We start from the raw sequence: 17,545 nt of genomic DNA, 5'->3' as shown, positions 1-17,545 counted from the left end.
CGGATTGCGAGAGAGCGCTAATGGCCGCCGTTAACTTACGTCATATTGAAATTTTTCATGCGGTAATGACCGCCGGAAGCCTGACTGAGGCAGCACACCTGCTACACACCTCACAGCCAACCGTCAGCCGCGAACTGGCGCGCTTTGAGAAGGTGATCGGGCTAAAATTGTTTGAGCGCGTACGTGGACGATTACATCCTACCGTGCAAGGACTGCGTCTGTTTGAAGAAGTGCAACGATCCTGGTACGGACTGGATCGCATTGTCAGCGCCGCAGAAAGTCTGCGCGAGTTTCGCCAGGGAGAACTGTCTATTGCCTGCCTGCCGGTCTTTTCGCAATCTTTTTTACCGCAGCTCCTGCAACCCTTTCTGGCACGTTATCCCGATGTCAGCTTAAATATCGTGCCCCAGGAATCACCGCTACTTGAAGAGTGGCTCTCGGCCCAGCGTCATGATTTAGGACTCACTGAGACACTCCATACGCCTGCGGGAACAGAACGTACCGAATTACTCTCTTTAGATGAAGTGTGTGTGTTACCTCCGGGTCATCCGCTGGCGGTAAAAAAGGTATTAACGCCGGATGATTTTCAGGGTGAGAACTACATCAGCCTTTCCCGTACTGACAGCTATCGCCAGTTGCTGGATCAGCTATTTACTGAACATCAGGTTAAACGACGCATGATCGTAGAAACCCACAGCGCCGCGTCAGTCTGCGCAATGGTACGGGCGGGGGTAGGTGTTTCGGTGGTTAACCCGCTCACCGCACTGGATTATGCGGCAAGCGGTTTAGTGGTGCGGCGGTTCAGTATTGCGGTTCCGTTCACCGTCAGCCTGATCCGCCCCCTGCACCGCCCGTCATCAGCGCTGGTGCAGGCGTTTAGTGAGCATTTACAAGCGGGGTTACCGAAACTGGTCACTTCTCTTGACGCTATTTTGTCGTCAGCTACGACAGCATAAAAGCGACAGCATCCTCGGCATGGATCGCCGCAGTATCAAACACAGGCAAAACACTGCGCTCTTCTGGCACCAGTAAACCAATTTCTGTGCAGCCAAAAATGACGCCCTGTGCGCCCTGTTCTGCAAGGCGAGCAATCACTTGCGCATAATAAGCGCGTGACGCTTCGGTAAATTGCCCCAGACACAGTTCTTCAAAAATAATCTGATTAATTTTCGCCCGTTCATCCGCTTCAGGAATAAGACAATTGATGGAAAATTGTTCCGTCAGCCGCCCGCGATAAAAATCCTGTTCCATGGTGTAACGCGTACCCAGCAGCGCCACACGAGTCATTCCGGCCCCGGTAATTGCACGTCCGGTGGCATCCGCAATGTGTAAGAAAGGCAGAGTGCAACGTGACTCAATGGCATCCGCCACTTTATGCATCGTATTGGTACATAACACAATACCTTCTGCGCCCGCCCGCTGTAAGCCAAGCGCCGCCTCAGCCAGAATGTCCCCGGTTTTATCCCATTCCCCGCGACGCTGGCACTCTTCTATTTCATGAAAATCGACGCTATGTAGCAGCACTTGCGCAGAGTGAAGCCCACCAAGCCGCTGTTTAATGCCTTCATTTATCAGACGATAGTAAGGAATGGTGGATTCCCAGCTCATTCCTCCCAGCAAACCAATTGTTTTCATTCCTCTCTCCTGATGTGTGTTACCGCAACAAGGCTGAATAAGGAACGAGACAAACGCCTCAACGGCCAGGTGCCCGATCTCTATTAACGAAAAAAGGGCCGGATGTACAGCACATCCGGCCCGTGAAATCAGACGCCGATATTTCTCAACTTCTCGCCTGCCATCAGTTTGCGTTCGATATGTTCCAGCGTGACATTTTTGGTTTCCGGAATGAGCCAGAAAGTGATGCCCACAAACGCAATGTTCAGCGCAGTGTAGAGCCAGAACGTACCGGCAGCGCCAATGCTATCAAGCAGTGTCAGGAAGGTCGCGCCGATAATCATATTCGACACCCAGTTTGTCGTCGTCGAACAGGTAATACCGAAATCGCGGCATTTCAGCGGCTGAATTTCAGAGCACAGGATCCACACCACTGGCGCGGCGCTCATCGCATAACCGGCAATACACATCATCGTCATGCCAACAGAGAGCCAGGACAAGCCACTGGAAGCCGTACCGTTATCAAACTGCATCAGGCAATAGCCCAGCACCAGAGTGCCTAACGCCATCACGCTGAAACCAATTTTCAGAGCCGGTTTACGACCTGCTTTATCTACCGTAAAGACCGCAATGAAGGTCGCGAACATAAAGGTCAGTCCCACGACCAGAGTCGCAATCATCTGTTGTTCTGTGGTCGTAAAGCCCGCCATTTTGAAGATACGCGGCGCATAGTACATGATGATGTTCATACCGGTAAACTGCTGCATCGCCTGCAACAACATACCGAGAAACACAGCACGACGGACGTTACGGTTGATCTTAAACAGTGCCCAACCGCCTTGTTTTAACTTCAGGCTTTCACGAATTTCGTTGAGTTCTTCTCGCGCTTTTTCCGACGTATCGCGCAGCATACGCAACACTTCTTCCGCCTCAATATGACGCCCCTTTTCCGCCAGCCAGCGCGGGCTATTTGGCAGGAAGACCACCAGAATAATCAGCAGGACTGCTGGTAAAGCAAGAACCCCCAACATTGCGCGCCAGTTACCGCTATAACTGAACGCTGTATCGGATAAAAACGCCAGCACGATGCCGAGTGTGACCATCAACTGGTACATACTGATCATCTTACCGCGAACGTTTTCACTTGCCATTTCAGAAAGATACAGAGGAGCGGTGTAAGACGCGATCCCGACAGCAATGCCCAGCACCACACGAGCGGCGATTAACATCTCTACGCTGGTCGCAAAAGCGGACCCTATAGAACCGAGTACAAACAGGATGGCCCCCGCCATCAGGCTGTATTTACGACCCAGGCGGAACGACAGCCAACCATTAAACAGCGCACCAATTGCTGCACCGAGCATCATGCTACTGACCACCCATTCCTGCAAACGGCTGGTCAGCACAAAGTGATCGGTAATGAACGGCAACGCTCCGGCGATTACGCCGATATCAAGACCAAATAACAATCCTGCGACCGCAGCAGCTACCGAAACAAACATATTCATACGCCGCGTATCCCGCAAAGAACGTGGCGTTAAAGCAGATTCCGTATTGATAGTAACCATTTTTTCCTGCCAGCAGAGAATAAGACATAGTGAAAAAATACGTGAACAATTCACACAGGTGTCAGGTCGGAAATAGCATAAATATGGATTAAAATGCTACGACATGCCGTTATGTGATGGATATTCCAATTTTAAAATTAAGTTGAATTATTGAGATTATTATTAACCACCTAATTTTAAAGCAGATAAAATTCATAAAGTTCATTCATTGATAATTGATATGGATTATTTCATAACCATGATATGGATTATGATGATCTACAGATATAAAAAACCCTGCCATGCGGCAGGGTCATAAAAGTAAGAAGAATGAATTAACGCGCCAGCCAACCGCCATCCACGGCAATGGTATAACCATTCACATAATCTGAAGCGCTGGAGGCAAGGAACACTACCGGCCCCATCAGGTCACTCGGCAGTCCCCAACGGCCAGCTGGAATGCGGTCGAGGATTTCCGCGCTACGTTGTTCATCTGCCCGTAGTTGTTGAGTATTGTTGGTCGCCATGTAACCCGGGGCTATCGCATTAACATTAATGTTGTGTTTAGCCCATTCGTTCGCCATCAATCGCGTCACACCCATCACGCCGCTTTTTGATGCGGTATAAGAAGGCACACGGATCCCGCCCTGGAAGGAGAGCATTGACGCGATATTGATAATCTTGCCGCCATTGCCTTGCGCGATAAAGTGTTTCGCCGCTGCCTGAGACATGAAGAATACGCTCTTGATATTCAGGTTCATGACATCGTCCCAGTCTTTTTCGCTGAACTCGAGAGCGTCTTCGCGGCGAATCAATCCGGCGTTATTCACCAGGATATCAATATGACCAAATTCAGCTACCGCGCGATCCAGCAGTCCAGGAATGCCATCAATCTTTCGCAGATCGGCGGTCAGGCTTAAAAAACGACGCCCCAGCGCCGTGACCTGCTCGATGGTTTCAGTCGGTTCAACGATGTTAATGCCAACAATGTCACAGCCCGCTTGCGCCAGCCCCAACGCCATCCCCTGGCCCAGCCCAGTATCACAACCAGTGACGACCGCAACTTTACCTTCGAGAGAAAATGCACTTAAAATCATAACAATACCTTATTCGTTTATGCCCACAACTAGCGCAAATCTTTAACGGCCACATGGTCCATATCATCAAAGACCTGGTTTTCACCAACCATGCCCCAGATAAAGGTATAAGCTTTGGTTCCGACGCCGGAATGGATCGACCAGCTCGGGGAGATCACCGCCTGCTCGTTATGCATCACAATGTGACGCGTTTCTTGCGGTTGCCCCATCATGTGGAAAACGCAGGCGTCATCATCCATATTGAAATAGAAATAAACTTCCATCCGGCGCTCGTGGGTGTGACACGGCATGGTGTTCCACAAGTTACCTGGAGCCAGCTCCGTCAGCCCCATACTCAATTGGCAGGTTTCCAGCACATCCGGGACAAAATATTTGTTAATAGTGCGACGGTTACTGGTGAGGTTATCGCCTAACGTGACTGGAGATACTTCGTCCGGGGTGACTTTTTTGGTGGGATACGTCGTATGCGCGGGTGCGCAATTGTAATAAAACTTCGCCGGAGTGCCGGTATCAATACTGGCAAAGACAACTTCTTTTGCACCTTTACCAACATACAGGGCGTCGCGGTGACCGATTTCATAGCATTGGCCATCGACAGTAATCGTACCGGCACCGCCAATATTGATAACACCTAACTCGCGACGTTCAAGGAAATAGCTTACGCCGAGTTGTTTACCAACTTCCCCGCCAACGGAAACCGTTTTAGTTATCGGCATAATGCCGCCAACAATAATTCGGTCAATGTGGCTGTAAACCATGGTGTACTCATCGGCGACAAATACCTTTTCAACCAAAAATTCATTGCGCAGCCCTTGGGTATCCAGCGTTTTTGCGTGCGCACTGTGGATGCTCTGTCTTACGTCCACATCAACCTCCGATAATCAGTGAAGCGTGAAAATAGAAAACGATAGTGAAACACTGTTTCGTTTTCTCTATAAAGGGATGATATGCCCATGGGCTAGGGTTTTCAATTAAAAATAAAACAATGTTTCATTTTTAAGTTAAGGATTAAAAAAAGTGCAGTGTCGATCACGAATATGTCATGAGAATGGAAAAATGAGGGAGCCCAGAAAATGTATGTCGACTTGCCAGCCATCATTATTCAACAGATTAATGACGGCAGATATTTATCGGTAAGGAGGAAATGCAGAGCTATTCGTCACGTTCAATGGTCAATGCCACACCCTGGCCCCCGCCGATACAAAGCGTTGCCAGTCCTTTGCGGGCATTACGTTTCACCATTTCATGAACCAGAGAAACCAGGATTCGGCAACCGGAAGCGCCTATCGGGTGACCAAGTGCGATCGCACCACCATTGACATTGACCCGACGCTCATCCCACTCAAGCATCTTGCCAACCGAAAGCGCCTGTGCAGCAAACGCTTCATTAGCCTCGATAAGATCGACATCAGCCAACTGCCAGCCTACACGCTCCAGGCAACGGCGGGTCGCATACACCGGCGCAATTCCCATCAATGCCGGATCTACACCAACGCTGGCAAATGCGCGAATGCGGGCCAGCACGGGTAAATTCAACGCTCGTGCTTTGGCTTCGCTCATCATCATTACCGCAGCTGCGCCATCGTTTATGGATGATGCATTACCCGCTGTCACAGAACCGAGACTATCAAATGAAGGATTTAAACGGGCTAAACCTTCTGCACTGGCGTCAGTGCGTGGCTGTTCATCGGTATCAACAACCAACGTCTGACCGTTACTTTGGGTCATTACCGGGACGATCTCATCTTTAAATCGTCCGGCGTCAATCGCCGCTCGCGCTTTTTGTTGCGAGCTAAGTGCGTAAGCATCCTGCAATTGACGGCTGATGCCATATTCGCGAGCCAGATTTTCGGCGGTGACACCAATATGATAATCATTGAAGGCATCCCATAACCCATCATGCACAAGACTGTCAACCAGCTGGCTATTGCCAAGCTGTGCACCGGTGCGGCTATCAGTCAGAACATGTGGTGCGCGGCTCATGTTTTCCTGGCCACCGGCGATGACAATATCAGCCTCGCCACACTGTATCGCCTGAGTAGCCAGATGCAGTGCTTTAAGTCCGGAACCGCAGACGTCATTAATCGTGATTGCAGAAACGCTATTAGGCAGACCACCTTTAATAGCCGATTGCCTTGCCGGATTCTGCCCTGCCCCTGCAGTCAACACCTGACCAAGAATTACTTCATCCACCGCATATGCAGGAACGCCGGTACGTTCTATTAACGCTTTCACGACCAGACTACCAAGTTCCACGGCGGAATGACCCGCTAACGCACCGCGAAAGCAGCCGATAGGTGTCCGTAACGCCCCGACAATCACAACGTCTTTCATCACAACCTCGCACCAATTAACAGTGCAATAGTAAATGATTGTTAATTACAGTTATCTTAATTGTTTAAAAAAAGTGATTTTTATCACAAAGGAAATATGCCTGAGCAGTAGTCAGAGTCATAACTGGCACGTAAGGTTTGCAACCACTAACCCACCAATAGAGGGGTAGATAGGGCGTTAATCTCCCATACTTAACCTGGTTTATGGTAAATTGCCCTCCATTTTGTTTAATTTGTAGATGATACGTTCAGATAATGTCTAATATTTGGTCTAAAGAAGAAACTCTGTGGAGTTTCGCGCTCTACGGCACAGCCGTTGGTGCAGGCACGCTCTTCCTTCCTATTCAGTTAGGTTCGGCAGGGGCTGTGGTCCTGTTTATTACTGCTCTGGTCGCCTGGCCTTTAACATATTGGCCACATAAAGCCTTATGCCAGTTCATCCTCTCATCGAAAACATCAGCAGGTGAAGGGATAACGGGCGCAGTAACACACTACTATGGCAAGAAGATTGGTAATCTGATTACCACGCTGTACTTCATCGCCTTTTTTGTCGTCGTGTTGATATATGCAGTGGCAATTACCAACTCACTTACGGAACAGCTGGCAAAGCATATGGTTATTGATCTTCGCATCCGTATGTTGGTGAGTCTGGGTGTTGTATTAATCCTGAATCTCATTTTTCTGATGGGACGCCATGCAACCATTCGGGTAATGGGTTTTTTGGTATTCCCATTGATTGCCTATTTCTTATTTCTTTCCATTTACCTTGTCGGTAGTTGGCAACCTGATCTATTAACGACCCAGGTAGAGTTCAATCAGAATACCCTTCACCAGATATGGATATCGATTCCCGTGATGGTTTTCGCCTTTAGCCATACGCCCATTATTTCTACGTTTGCCATAGACAGACGTGAAAAATATGGCGAACACGCTATGGATAAATGCAAAAAAATTATGAAAGTCGCTTATCTCATCATCTGCATAAGTGTACTGTTCTTTGTCTTTAGCTGCCTGCTTTCTATTCCACCTTCGTATATTGAAGCGGCTAAAGAAGAAGGGGTCACCATTTTATCGGCGCTTTCTATGCTGCCGAACGCCCCAGCATGGCTGTCAATTTCCGGGATTATTGTCGCAGTAGTTGCGATGTCGAAATCATTCCTGGGTACGTACTTTGGCGTTATTGAAGGTGCCACGGAGGTCGTCAAAACAACACTACAGCAGGTTGGTGTAAAGAAAAGTCGTGCATTTAACCGCGCACTATCAATTATGTTGGTATCGCTGATCACCTTCATTGTTTGTTGCATTAACCCGAACGCGATTTCGATGATTTACGCGATCAGCGGCCCGCTCATTGCCATGATACTTTTCATCATGCCTACGTTGTCAACGTATCTGATCCCGGCGCTTAAACCCTGGCGTTCCATCGGAAATCTGATTACGCTGATCGTGGGTATCCTGTGCGTATCGGTAATGTTCTTTAGCTGATATCCATTGTGAATGGTTCAAAATTGCTACAATTTTGAACCATTCCAGTTTTCATAATGTTCATTCGTTATTATTCCGCACTATCACTTCCCTCATCATATCCTAGTATTATCAGTTAGTTAAACACACAAAGAGATCTGAACATCTTAAATAAGACTATTTAAGATGCATAACTTAGATTCGCAAGATATCTTCCGGTCATTCAAAAACAATTTGCGATATAGATATTCTCATACCATGAAATAGTTATCTGAACCACCCTCAACCAGGTAAGATTAAATCAGTGAAACATAATCATATTTAATAACGAGAAATGCATTTTAAAATGTCTTAATCAGAATTATAGCAAATACAGATTAATCGCAATTTTTCCCAGCAAAATTACAAAATCATGGTGTATTGACATCATCAATCACCAATGAAATTATGCAATTATATACGGATAGGGAGGTTCTTAACATGGGGCTTTGTAGTCGTTATAAAAGTCTTACATGCAATAGTTGCTCAATGCATTGCCAAATAATGCCAGAAGAGTCACCGCGTTTGCAGTACTGCGCAAACTCGTGTTTTTGTATGTGGCCCGAAGAAAGTTCATATTTTAATTGTGGTGTGGTAGAAGGTATCTTAACAAAAAACCACAATGCGAGATTAAGCGGATATATTTTTGTCGATTTTTCAGTAAGTTTTTTACGTCTATTCCTTGAAAAAGACTGGATTGACTATCTTGCAAGTACTGACATGGGGATTGTTTTAGTCAGCGACCGCAATATGCAATCGTTAGCTAATTACTGGCGAAAACACAACTCAGCAATATCTGCTGTCATATATAATGATGATGGTCTTGATGTTGCCAATGAAAAGATCAGACAACTATTTATTGGTCGTTATTTATCATTTACCAGAGGTAACACATTAACTCAGATGGAATTCACCATAATGGGGTATATGGTTTCTGGTTATAATCCATATCAGATTGCTGAAGTTCTGGATATGGATATCCGTAGCATCTACGCGTACAAGCAACGAATCGAAAAGAGAATGGGTGGTAAAATAAACGAATTATTTATTCGTTCACATTCGGTCCAACATTGATACTCAACGACCAGCCAGAATCATACTCTGTTTATACGGGCATTTATTGAAATGTCCGTATTTTATAAATAGGCCGTCCCCTCAAGAGTAAACACCATAGTATTTAAAACCATCACACGAAAAATTCAGAAGCATTACGAAATATGAATTTACAAACAATAGTGGCATAAATGTTAACCATGTTAATTTACGTAAAGTTTTACGTTGCAACATTAAAGCCTCATTTCAATCATCATGATAAATATAAAATTAATATATATTTATGCCGTAAATACCAATATACTTAGCAAACTATGTGATCTCCATTTCGATTGATTTAGTGTTTATTGACGTATGTACTGGATTATTAACGATAATATCGAGTTCTGGCCTGAGCACCGAAAATTAATATCGGTACATAACGCCGATCTTAACGTCGTTCTGACAACGCCAGCCAGTCGATGTTTATCACTTCTACTTGAAGCTTTTCCTGATGTGGTTGCACAACAAGATTTTTTCACCAGAGTCTGGGAAGAAGAAGGTATGCGTGTGCCTACTAACACGTTATATCAGAACATATCCATTATCAGACGCGGATTTCGCGCTGTTGGTGATACTACCCACTCGCTAATTGCAACCGTGCCGAGAAGAGGATTCAAGATCCATAATGACATTAACATACAAAATCATGTAATAAACTCGTCAACAGACGCACATACACACAATGCCCCACCTGCCATAAAAGTTAATGCGGGATACAAAGAGAGCATTGGTGGCGCAAAGAATTTCAATAACAAAATCCTCAAACATATAAAAAGTCATCTAATTATGTTGAGCGCATTTGTCATAGGCGCATATTCTGCATATTGGCTATGGAATAATAATCAACCGAAGCCATTTTTCAAGGATTACAAGACTGTTGCGGAAATTAATGGCTGCCATTTTAATGTAACAGAAGATACAATTGACGGGTTGAAAGAGTTCGATAAATATAAAACACGGATACTGGATTCGGGGATTAACTGTAAAAAACATCCGTGGTTATACTTCCCTCTTGCAAAATCCTCACCGGGGATGATTGTTATGGCATGCAATAAAAATTATAACCAACATGAAGTGGCAGACTGTTTAACCCTGTCTTACCGTGAGGTTAATCGTGATTGATTATAAAAAAAACTTATTATTTATTTTAGTTTTTATCAGTGGGTTTATTCTCTTCACTGTCTATTCTTACACTGCAGAAAAAATGATATATAACGAAACATGCACTGCAAATTGGGTAATTTTTAATGACCAGGGACGAGCAAATCTTACCATCGACTTTATGTTTAACAAAAAAAATAAAACAGGAACTGTTGCGTTGAGTGGAACCTGGCAACAAGGTAACAGAGAAAGTAAATCAATACGGCGAAATATTGAATACACATGGATTGAAAACTATGACACAGCCCATTTAACATCAAAGAAAGTTAATAAGTTTGAGATTATGGATCAAGTTGATGATGATAGACTTGTACAACTTATTCCTGATTTTTATGTCTTTCCAGAAAAAAGTGTAAGCTATAATATACTAAAGCAAGGTAAGCATGCTTTTATTTTGAGCATTGGTAACAGAGCAATAATGCATTGTGCAAGGTAAACTAAAATAGATAACAAAAAGATGGAACCTCGTTAATCATAAAACAATAAAATTAAATATTCTCGCAGTATATGGCAGTCTAAAGCATCAAAGTTTTGATCAACATCTTTCATTTTAGACATCTCCTTGCAATGTAAAATATCATGTATCAACAACATCTGGTGCAAATCCATGAGTCGAACTCGACATTCATCTTAGCTCGATTATTATTCCTTCGTACAGTCGATGTAAACAATACAGAAAGAGGATTATTAAGAACCAGTTTACTCAGTGAATCAATAGAGGAAAGGATTAACGTTTCTTTAAAAGAATTAATTTCATCATCTGTTAAACTAAACTCATCATTGACAGATCGTGAGATATAACTGTTTTTAACTTTACTCTTTACGTTGACTTTATTGACAGAATTAACATTCACATATCTTGAATTTAATGTCCATGATGTTGTTTGCGTGAGAACCTTCTCAGCATTAATGAATTTTTTAACGGAATCCTTGGTTTCTTTTTCGAGTCCGAATTTACAATATCATGCATATAGACCATTTCATGAATCTGCGAAAACTCAATGTCCATTGTATACCTCACATTTTTACCGTGACTCGATGTTACTGTTCAATAATCACCTTCCATCAATACTAAAATTAATACCCCTAATGTGCCGATAACAAATATAGTCATTCTACGTAACGTCTCCATAAGGTGATATTTGACATTATCAGAAGCTGCGAATTCGGATTTTGCTCTAATCAAATGAGAGAAATGTAAAATGAAGCCACGAAATATTAATAATAGCCTATCACTGCAACCATTAGTTCCTGATCAGGAGAACAAAAATAAGAAAAATGAAGAGAAATCCGTTAATCCAGTTAAAATCACAATGGGGTCTGGTTTAAATTATATTGAACAAGAATCTCTTGGAGGAAAATATCTAATACATGATTTGTCAATAAAGATAGCGGATATTTCTGAAGAGATAATTCAGCAAGCAATATTATCTGCTATGAGCATATATAAATTTTCGATAACAGATGATTTAATGAGTATGGCTGTAAATGAACTCATAAAACTGACCAAAATAGAGAATAATGTAGACCTGAATAAATTCACTACTATATGCACAGACGTTCTATCCCCCCTCGTCACCAGACATAATAAAGAAAAAAAACAAACGACATTCTACCCTTCGCAAAAATCCCCTTTTTAATTTTCATTGAAAAAATGGCAATTGATACTATGAATCCAGGTCATACACATTAAGGCATTTATGTAATGTCGTAATTAAGACAACTAATAAGGTGAATATTAGTAAAACAACTAATGATGTTATTATTTTGTAGTGAACAGTACTTTTACCAATAATGAAAAATATACCATAAGCAATGCAAGCTTAAAACCAATAATTTAAAAAAGATAAATGTAAAAATATTAATGAGTCAATCAATAATAATTTAGCATCACGAGACACATCACAGAGGAATATTATGAGCACAGAAACAATTGAAATATTCAATAATAGTGATGAATGGGCAAATCAACTAAAACACCTATTATCGAAAGGAGAAAATCTGGCATTACTACATGGTTTAACTCCTGATATCCTTGATAGAATATATGCATATGCATTCGACTACCATGAAAAGGGTAATATAACGGACGCAGAAATTTATTATAAATTTTTGTGCATTTATGCGTTCGAAAATCATGAGTATCTAGAAGGTTTTGCATCAGTATGTCAGTCAAAAAAGAAATATCAACAAGCATATGACCTTTACAAACTAAGTTACAATTACTTCCCGTATGATGACTATTCAGTTATTTATCGTATGGGTCAATGTCAGATTGGGGCTAAAAATATCGATAACGCAATGCAATGTTTCTATCACATTATTAACAATTGTGAGGATGATAGTGTTAAGAGTAAAGCGCAGGCATATATTGAACTCTTAAACGATAATTCAGAAGATAATGGCTAAGCATTACAATCATTTGGTTAAATTTGCTGGTTATAGTGCAGTTAACCACTATAACCAGCACCTCTTATGTTTTCTTAAATCAGCATCTTAAAACAGTTAAGAGCATACTATAAATCATTATTTTTCAATGCGTTAGAGAACAATCTACTTTATCAAAATTGAATAAGGCTATTTCAGATTACATCACTGAATTCCTAAGATAAATTAGTGAACACAACCATAGAATGTCGAATGTAATTTCCTGTAGCGTTAATGACACATAAATATGAATAGCCATAATTTCTATTGCTTAAGCAGGATGCAAGAAACCAATTTTTTCATAGAGGTTAACTAATGGACTTAGAAAATAAATTCTCATATCATTTTCTTGAGGGATTAACGCTCACGGAAGATGGAATTCTTACTCAAGGAAATGAGCAAGTTTATATTCCACAGAAAGAGTTAGGTGTATTAATAGTATTACTTGAATCCGCTGGTCATGTTGTACTGAAAGATATGATCATCGAATCAGTATGGAAAAATATTATTGTTAGTGACGAGTCCCTGACAAGATGTATCTATTCTTTGCGCTGCATTTTTGAAAAAATTGGCTATGATCGTTGCATAGAAACAATCTACCGGAAAGGTTATCGTTTCAGCGGGCAGGTTTTCAAAACTAAAATTAATGAAGATAATACTTCAGACTATTCCATAGCTATATTCCCTTTCACTACTTCGTTGAATACACTGGATCCATTAATACTTAATCAGGAATTAGTGCAAATCATTTCAAATAAAAAAATCGATGGTCTCTATACCTATCCGATGGCTGCGACAAATTTTTGTAATGATCACATATCTCAAAATTCATTCTTGAGCAGATTCAAGCCAGATTATTTCGTTACAGGAAGAATAAACCAGAATAATGCAGTGAACACTTTATACATTGAGTTGATCGACGCTAAAAACCTTTTCCTCATCGCCAGTAATCATCTCCCTGTTGATGAACTACATAATACATCACAATTTATTATAGATAATATCCTTCAAACGGTACATAAACCAGAACGATCTGTAAGATTAGCTAAGCAGGACCAAGGATATAAGAATCATTATTTATCAGATGAAATGTTAGCCGGAAAGAAAGAACTTTACGACTTCACCCCTGAAAGCATTTACAGGGCCATGACTATATTTGATAGATTACAAAATAAAAGTGATATACAGACGCTAAAAACAGAATGTTATTGCCTTCTAGCGGAATGCCATATGTCTTTGGCACTTCATGGAAAAAGTGAACTTGAACTTGCTGCTCAAAAAGCATTAGAGCTTTTAGATTATGTATCAGACATAACCACTGTCGATGGAAAAATTTTAGCTATTATGGGACTGATAACTGGTCTGTCTGGACAAGCAAAAGTATCTCATATCTTATTTGAACAGGCTAAGATACACTCAACTGATATAGCCTCTCTCTACTACTATAGGGCACTAGTCCACTTTCATAATGAAAAAATTGAAGAGGCAAGGATTTGTATAGACAAATCACTACAACTCGAACCCAGAAGACGAAAAGCAGTTGTGATAAAAGAATGTGTAGATATGTATGTGCCTAACCCGCTCAAAAACAACATTAAACTCTACTATAAAGAAACTGAGAGTGAAAGCCATCGAGTTATAATTGACAACATTTTGAAATTAAAGCAGCTGACGAGAATTTGTATGCGATAAATTTTTATTGACGCAATTTTATTATTTAGATGTATGCAACTTGTTATTTAAACAACAGAGATAAAAATATCTAAGATATTCACCTTATTGCAAGATATTTAAAATGCTCTAGAGTTAAAAGTATGATGTAAAGACCATTGGCCTGGACAATTAAAAAAGGGAGCTTTATGACTAATCCAATCGGTATCAATAATTTATCTCAAAGTTCAAATATAGCGAATGCAACGGGTGATGAAGTCGTATCATTAGATAAACACATCAACACCAGTGCTACTGATACAGATCAAATACAAGCATTTATAGTTTCAACATGGATGGCGCCTTTTCAAAATGATATGTATTCAGAAGATAATCCTATCTCACCTTACTATAAAATTGAATGGTAGACGATTGACCAAATAAATCATAACGAGATACTTTTATAATAGTATCTCGTCCCTTTCATTCAATCCTCACACATGAAAAAATATGCGCTCACCAAAAGTTAAATTCTTAACCATCTTCACGTTTTGTATATTTATTACAAAAATGTCTTTCGCCAGCAACTCTTGCTCTAATGAAGCAGGAACAATGTTCAGAATCGAACCAAATTTAATTAAAGCTATCGCTCTTGTTGAAAGCAATCTAAAAAAGGATAGCATAGGCAAGAACAGAGATAAGAATAACAATATAAAGAGTTTAGATTATTGGTTAATGCAGATAAACCAGATGCATATTCCCCTGTTAAAAAAACGTGGAATAATAAAAGATGAACGAGATTTGTTAGATAACCCTTGTCTGAACATTAAAATAGGAACCGAGATTTTATATAACCATTTTTCACGTTGTGGAGTAACGTGGCAATGCCTGGGGACTTATAATGCGGGTTTTGCAATGGATAACCAAAAAAAGAGACAGCAATATGCCCCAAAATATATATTGTATATACCAGGCTTAATGAACTAGACAATCGTAAGGCTTCAGCAAAATGAGCCTAAAGCCTCTTTTTTTTATATAGTGCAAACACCCATACGTAAAGCTGTTTTGATCAACTCGATACCACTGTGAACATCTAATTTCTTCATGATATTGAGTCTATGAGTTTCGACTGTTTTTCTGCTTAACTGCAAGAAATTAGCGATTTCTTTGTTTGTTTTACCATCAGCTATGAGTTGTAATATTTCTGACTCACGATTTGTAAGTTGATTATCAGAGGAATACCTGGAAGATATTTTTTCACAATCCATATGTACACTATCAAAATAAGTGTAACCATTACTAATCGAATCAATAGCACGATTTAGTTTCGCCGGGTGACTGGTTTTCCATACGCATCCTTTCGCACCTGCTTCAAGCAATTTTATTGAATCAATATACGGCATCTTTGCTACAAATGTAATAATATGAGCATCTATCTTATGCGATTTAACCCATTTTACGAGTTCGGACCCCATCATTCCACCTGCAAATTCTCCTAAAATAAATATTTAGGCTGTAGATTTGTTACACTCCGCTATAGCTTTCTTCAGATCTTTATAGCCCCCAACAACCTTATATAAATCAGGATAATGTCCGAGAAATCCAATTATCCCATCAATCATAAACGGCTGCTGATCTGAAACTACAATTTTAATTTTTCCCATATATTCATCCTGAGTGTAAATGCTTTAACGCATTCATTTATAATCATCCCTTCCATTATTATTATAAGCAAAATCCAAAGAATACATTGATGAAATAATAATGAAATATAATTAAAAATAAAATTTTTTCGTAAAAAATACCACAGGCATTAAAAAATCATGAGATGATTAAAATATTACAATTAGATTATATTCAAATCATTAAACTTGAGCCAGGGAGCTATAAGTCCTCAGGGCTTGCCAAAACAGAATTATTCATATCCAAAGAATGTGTTTCAAACATTTTTTCAACTAAATAATGTCTGGCTTGTTCGCAGATTTCGTTAACCTTGTCAGGGGAGAAACAATGATTATTAATTAAATATTGCTCACAATTATCCACAAATTCCTGCGGACTAAATTCAGCAATAAATTGATCGGTAAAAAACACAAAACGCTTATCATCATGAAATGTAATATGGACATTCCATATTGATTTGTCGACAAAATATGACTCTACTTCAAGATACTTATCTTTGAATCTGGTAGGTATAAAGAGATTTACAGGACCTGATATTGCCGGTAATTTTTTTCTCCAACTTTCAAAAATTTTGATAAAAACATCAACTTCCTCTGAGGATTTTAACAATATACTCTTCAGATCGTTTATCATGTTTATTCTTTTTTTTCTAGTTCTGAGCTCAACAAGCTTATCAAGGGTATAAAATTATCCATCACATCAATAATGCCTTTTGTATAGCCATCATAATAACCTTGAATAAATTTTTCTTCTCTCTTTACCTCAATGCTCTGAATTTTTGCGCTGGTTTCAAGAAGGATACTTTCTTTAAGAGAAACTATTTATTTCAATCCATCAGAAATTTTTCTTTTAATCACAACACCATTTGCAGGAGATTTTATCAAGCTCATCTCTATTTTTTTTCGCATAAAATGTAATTCTCTCTAAAAGAGTTGATGCAAGTGGTAACGGCAATTGTATGTGATCAACAAAATCAGGAAATAATAAATTAAATCGTTGCTGCATTGCCAATGGTTGTTGCCTTATATAGGGTGACAACGTTGAAAAACCACATGTGATGATATTGTGATAGCTAGCGATGCCGGGTTTGTATCGTGCCTTTTCATTTATTTTCACCGGTATAGCTGATAAATAATCCCTTAGCACAGCAGGAACCTTATAAAAAAATCCGCGTTCTGCAAACCTTTCTCGATAAAAGTGATAACCACTGAATAAACAGAACAATGGAAATAAATTCCAATTGTTTATGTAGTAAATAAGTGAACTATTCAGATTAAAATGTTCAACTGAAAGATTGTACTGCAGAACAATCATTTCATTGGTAATAGATCTAAGCACCGGATTGTTAATAGGTGTATTATTCAAGCTTACTCGTTGAGGATGAATATAACTAATTGGATCATATATAATCTTTCTTAGGGCAAGATTCATAACG

General features: G+C 40.4%; 17 protein-coding genes and 4 pseudogenes. 10 read left to right on the top strand and 11 right to left on the bottom strand.

Annotated features, from left to right (window positions below; genetic code table 11):
• Positions 1 to 20 precede the first annotated feature (20 nt).
• On the top strand, positions 21 to 956 hold the full coding sequence (gene lysR, locus HGD79_RS20465; protein WP_000741827.1) for a DNA-binding transcriptional regulator LysR: 936 nt from the start codon (positions 21 to 23) through the stop codon (positions 954 to 956).
• Here lysR and ygeA read toward each other — a convergent pair.
• The 5 genes from ygeA to HGD79_RS20440 all read right to left on the bottom strand — a co-directional run bounded on the left by ygeA (position 943) and on the right by HGD79_RS20440 (position 6,592).
• Positions 943 to 1,635 (bottom strand): amino acid racemase, encoded by a 693-nt coding sequence (gene ygeA / locus HGD79_RS20460; protein ID WP_000848664.1) that lies wholly within the window; start codon positions 1,633 to 1,635, stop codon positions 943 to 945. The two genes, lysR and ygeA, sit on opposite strands and share 14 nt — an antisense overlap.
• Before the next feature lie 128 nt (positions 1,636 to 1,763).
• Positions 1,764 to 3,182 carry an arabinose-proton symporter AraE gene (gene araE / locus HGD79_RS20455; RefSeq protein WP_000256438.1) on the bottom strand — a complete coding sequence of 473 codons (1,419 nt, stop codon included), beginning with the start codon at positions 3,180 to 3,182 and terminating at the stop codon, positions 1,764 to 1,766.
• Between the two features lie 314 nt (positions 3,183 to 3,496).
• Entirely contained in the window at positions 3,497 to 4,258 is a 762-nt protein-coding gene (gene kduD / locus HGD79_RS20450) for a 2-dehydro-3-deoxy-D-gluconate 5-dehydrogenase KduD (protein WP_000603509.1), read from the bottom strand.
• Between the two features lie 29 nt (positions 4,259 to 4,287).
• Complete coding sequence (kduI, locus tag HGD79_RS20445; protein ID WP_000383237.1) at positions 4,288 to 5,124, bottom strand: 5-dehydro-4-deoxy-D-glucuronate isomerase; 837 nt, start codon at positions 5,122 to 5,124, stop codon at positions 4,288 to 4,290.
• Between the two features lie 286 nt (positions 5,125 to 5,410).
• A complete protein-coding gene (locus HGD79_RS20440; protein ID WP_000656029.1) occupies positions 5,411 to 6,592 on the bottom strand; it encodes an acetyl-CoA C-acetyltransferase in 1,182 nt (393 codons plus the stop codon).
• A gap of 254 nt (positions 6,593 to 6,846) precedes the next feature.
• On the opposite strand from HGD79_RS20440, the gene HGD79_RS20435 reads away from it, so the two are divergent.
• From HGD79_RS20435 to yqeJ, 4 genes are all read left to right on the top strand, one after another.
• On the top strand, positions 6,847 to 8,076 hold the full coding sequence (locus tag HGD79_RS20435; RefSeq protein WP_000065950.1) for an amino acid permease: 1,230 nt from the start codon (positions 6,847 to 6,849) through the stop codon (positions 8,074 to 8,076).
• A gap of 459 nt (positions 8,077 to 8,535) precedes the next feature.
• A complete protein-coding gene (locus tag HGD79_RS20430) occupies positions 8,536 to 9,168 on the top strand; it encodes a helix-turn-helix transcriptional regulator (protein ID WP_089636781.1) in 633 nt (210 codons plus the stop codon).
• A gap of 333 nt (positions 9,169 to 9,501) precedes the next feature.
• Positions 9,502 to 10,311, top strand: a complete 810-nt coding sequence (locus tag HGD79_RS20425; RefSeq protein ID WP_001295154.1) for a transcriptional regulator — start codon at positions 9,502 to 9,504, stop codon at positions 10,309 to 10,311.
• Positions 10,304 to 10,786 carry a protein YqeJ gene (gene yqeJ / locus HGD79_RS20420; protein WP_000568336.1) on the top strand — a complete coding sequence of 161 codons (483 nt, stop codon included), beginning with the start codon at positions 10,304 to 10,306 and terminating at the stop codon, positions 10,784 to 10,786. The genes HGD79_RS20425 and yqeJ overlap by 8 nt, the downstream gene beginning before the upstream one ends.
• 32 nt (positions 10,787 to 10,818) lie before the next feature.
• On the opposite strand, the gene HGD79_RS20415 is transcribed toward yqeJ, so the two are convergent.
• Positions 10,819 to 10,899, bottom strand: a complete 81-nt coding sequence (locus tag HGD79_RS20415; RefSeq protein WP_000655821.1) for a hypothetical protein — start codon at positions 10,897 to 10,899, stop codon at positions 10,819 to 10,821.
• A 35-nt stretch (positions 10,900 to 10,934) separates the two neighbouring features.
• A pseudogene (gene yqeK / locus HGD79_RS20410) lies at positions 10,935 to 11,359 on the bottom strand (protein YqeK).
• 193 nt (positions 11,360 to 11,552) lie between these two features.
• Here yqeK and HGD79_RS20405 point away from each other — a divergent pair.
• The 5 genes and pseudogenes from HGD79_RS20405 to HGD79_RS20385 all read left to right on the top strand — a co-directional run bounded on the left by HGD79_RS20405 (position 11,553) and on the right by HGD79_RS20385 (position 15,440).
• Positions 11,553 to 12,043, top strand: a pseudogene (locus HGD79_RS20405) (hypothetical protein).
• 224 nt (positions 12,044 to 12,267) lie between these two features.
• Positions 12,268 to 12,759: a tetratricopeptide repeat protein gene (locus HGD79_RS20400; protein WP_136724055.1), complete on the top strand. Its 492-nt coding sequence runs from the start codon at positions 12,268 to 12,270 to the stop codon at positions 12,757 to 12,759.
• Between the two features lie 333 nt (positions 12,760 to 13,092).
• Positions 13,093 to 14,469, top strand: coding sequence for a HilA family transcriptional regulator YgeH (gene ygeH, locus HGD79_RS20395; protein ID WP_000362702.1), 1,377 nt, complete (start codon positions 13,093 to 13,095; stop codon positions 14,467 to 14,469).
• Between the two features lie 167 nt (positions 14,470 to 14,636).
• Positions 14,637 to 14,855 (top strand): protein YgeI, encoded by a 219-nt coding sequence (gene ygeI / locus HGD79_RS20390; RefSeq protein ID WP_000184091.1) that lies wholly within the window; start codon positions 14,637 to 14,639, stop codon positions 14,853 to 14,855.
• Between the two features lie 82 nt (positions 14,856 to 14,937).
• Positions 14,938 to 15,440, top strand: a pseudogene (locus HGD79_RS20385) (lytic transglycosylase domain-containing protein).
• A gap of 18 nt (positions 15,441 to 15,458) precedes the next feature.
• Here the strand turns inward: HGD79_RS20385 and HGD79_RS20380 are convergent.
• The 4 genes and pseudogenes from HGD79_RS20380 to HGD79_RS20370 form a co-directional block, all read right to left on the bottom strand.
• Positions 15,459 to 16,091, bottom strand: a pseudogene (locus tag HGD79_RS20380) (response regulator transcription factor).
• Between the two features lie 220 nt (positions 16,092 to 16,311).
• Positions 16,312 to 16,743, bottom strand: a complete 432-nt coding sequence (locus HGD79_RS26395) for a hypothetical protein (protein ID WP_001349908.1) — start codon at positions 16,741 to 16,743, stop codon at positions 16,312 to 16,314.
• Between the two features lie 2 nt (positions 16,744 to 16,745).
• Positions 16,746 to 16,931, bottom strand: coding sequence for a hypothetical protein (locus HGD79_RS26995; RefSeq protein ID WP_146274757.1), 186 nt, complete (start codon positions 16,929 to 16,931; stop codon positions 16,746 to 16,748).
• A 28-nt stretch (positions 16,932 to 16,959) separates the two neighbouring features.
• The gene (locus tag HGD79_RS20370) at positions 16,960 to 17,541 is read right to left on the bottom strand and encodes a type III secretion apparatus protein OrgA/MxiK (RefSeq protein ID WP_001341846.1); all 582 of its coding nucleotides are present in this window, start codon (positions 17,539 to 17,541) and stop codon (positions 16,960 to 16,962) included.
• Between the last annotated feature and the right edge of the window lie 4 nt (positions 17,542 to 17,545).

The sequence above is a fragment of the Escherichia sp. SCLE84 genome, assembly GCF_012584495.1.
Taxonomy (GTDB): Bacteria; Pseudomonadota; Gammaproteobacteria; order Enterobacterales; family Enterobacteriaceae; genus ECMA0423.
Note: the sequence above shows the minus strand (reverse complement) of the source record. Positions and strands in the feature narration are given on the sequence as shown.

What these genes read in the sequence shown, in the direction of transcription:
- ygeI (WP_000184091.1), top strand. Translation starts at nt 14,637, where the DNA reads ATGACTAATCCAATCGGTATCAATAATTTATCTCAAAGTTCAAATATA.
- kduD (WP_000603509.1), bottom strand. Translation starts at nt 4,258, where the DNA reads ATGATTTTAAGTGCATTTTCTCTCGAAGGTAAAGTTGCGGTCGTCACT.
- HGD79_RS20400 (WP_136724055.1), top strand. Translation starts at nt 12,268, where the DNA reads ATGAGCACAGAAACAATTGAAATATTCAATAATAGTGATGAATGGGCA.
- HGD79_RS20440 (WP_000656029.1), bottom strand. Translation starts at nt 6,592, where the DNA reads ATGAAAGACGTTGTGATTGTCGGGGCGTTACGGACACCTATCGGCTGC.
- ygeH (WP_000362702.1), top strand. Translation starts at nt 13,093, where the DNA reads ATGGACTTAGAAAATAAATTCTCATATCATTTTCTTGAGGGATTAACG.
- HGD79_RS20430 (WP_089636781.1), top strand. Translation starts at nt 8,536, where the DNA reads ATGGGGCTTTGTAGTCGTTATAAAAGTCTTACATGCAATAGTTGCTCA.
- lysR (WP_000741827.1), top strand. Translation starts at nt 21, where the DNA reads ATGGCCGCCGTTAACTTACGTCATATTGAAATTTTTCATGCGGTAATG.
- HGD79_RS26395 (WP_001349908.1), bottom strand. Translation starts at nt 16,743, where the DNA reads ATGATAAACGATCTGAAGAGTATATTGTTAAAATCCTCAGAGGAAGTT.
- araE (WP_000256438.1), bottom strand. Translation starts at nt 3,182, where the DNA reads ATGGTTACTATCAATACGGAATCTGCTTTAACGCCACGTTCTTTGCGG.
- HGD79_RS20370 (WP_001341846.1), bottom strand. Translation starts at nt 17,541, where the DNA reads ATGAATCTTGCCCTAAGAAAGATTATATATGATCCAATTAGTTATATT.
- HGD79_RS20415 (WP_000655821.1), bottom strand. Translation starts at nt 10,899, where the DNA reads ATGAAAGATGTTGATCAAAACTTTGATGCTTTAGACTGCCATATACTG.
- HGD79_RS20425 (WP_001295154.1), top strand. Translation starts at nt 9,502, where the DNA reads ATGTACTGGATTATTAACGATAATATCGAGTTCTGGCCTGAGCACCGA.
- HGD79_RS20435 (WP_000065950.1), top strand. Translation starts at nt 6,847, where the DNA reads ATGTCTAATATTTGGTCTAAAGAAGAAACTCTGTGGAGTTTCGCGCTC.
- ygeA (WP_000848664.1), bottom strand. Translation starts at nt 1,635, where the DNA reads ATGAAAACAATTGGTTTGCTGGGAGGAATGAGCTGGGAATCCACCATT.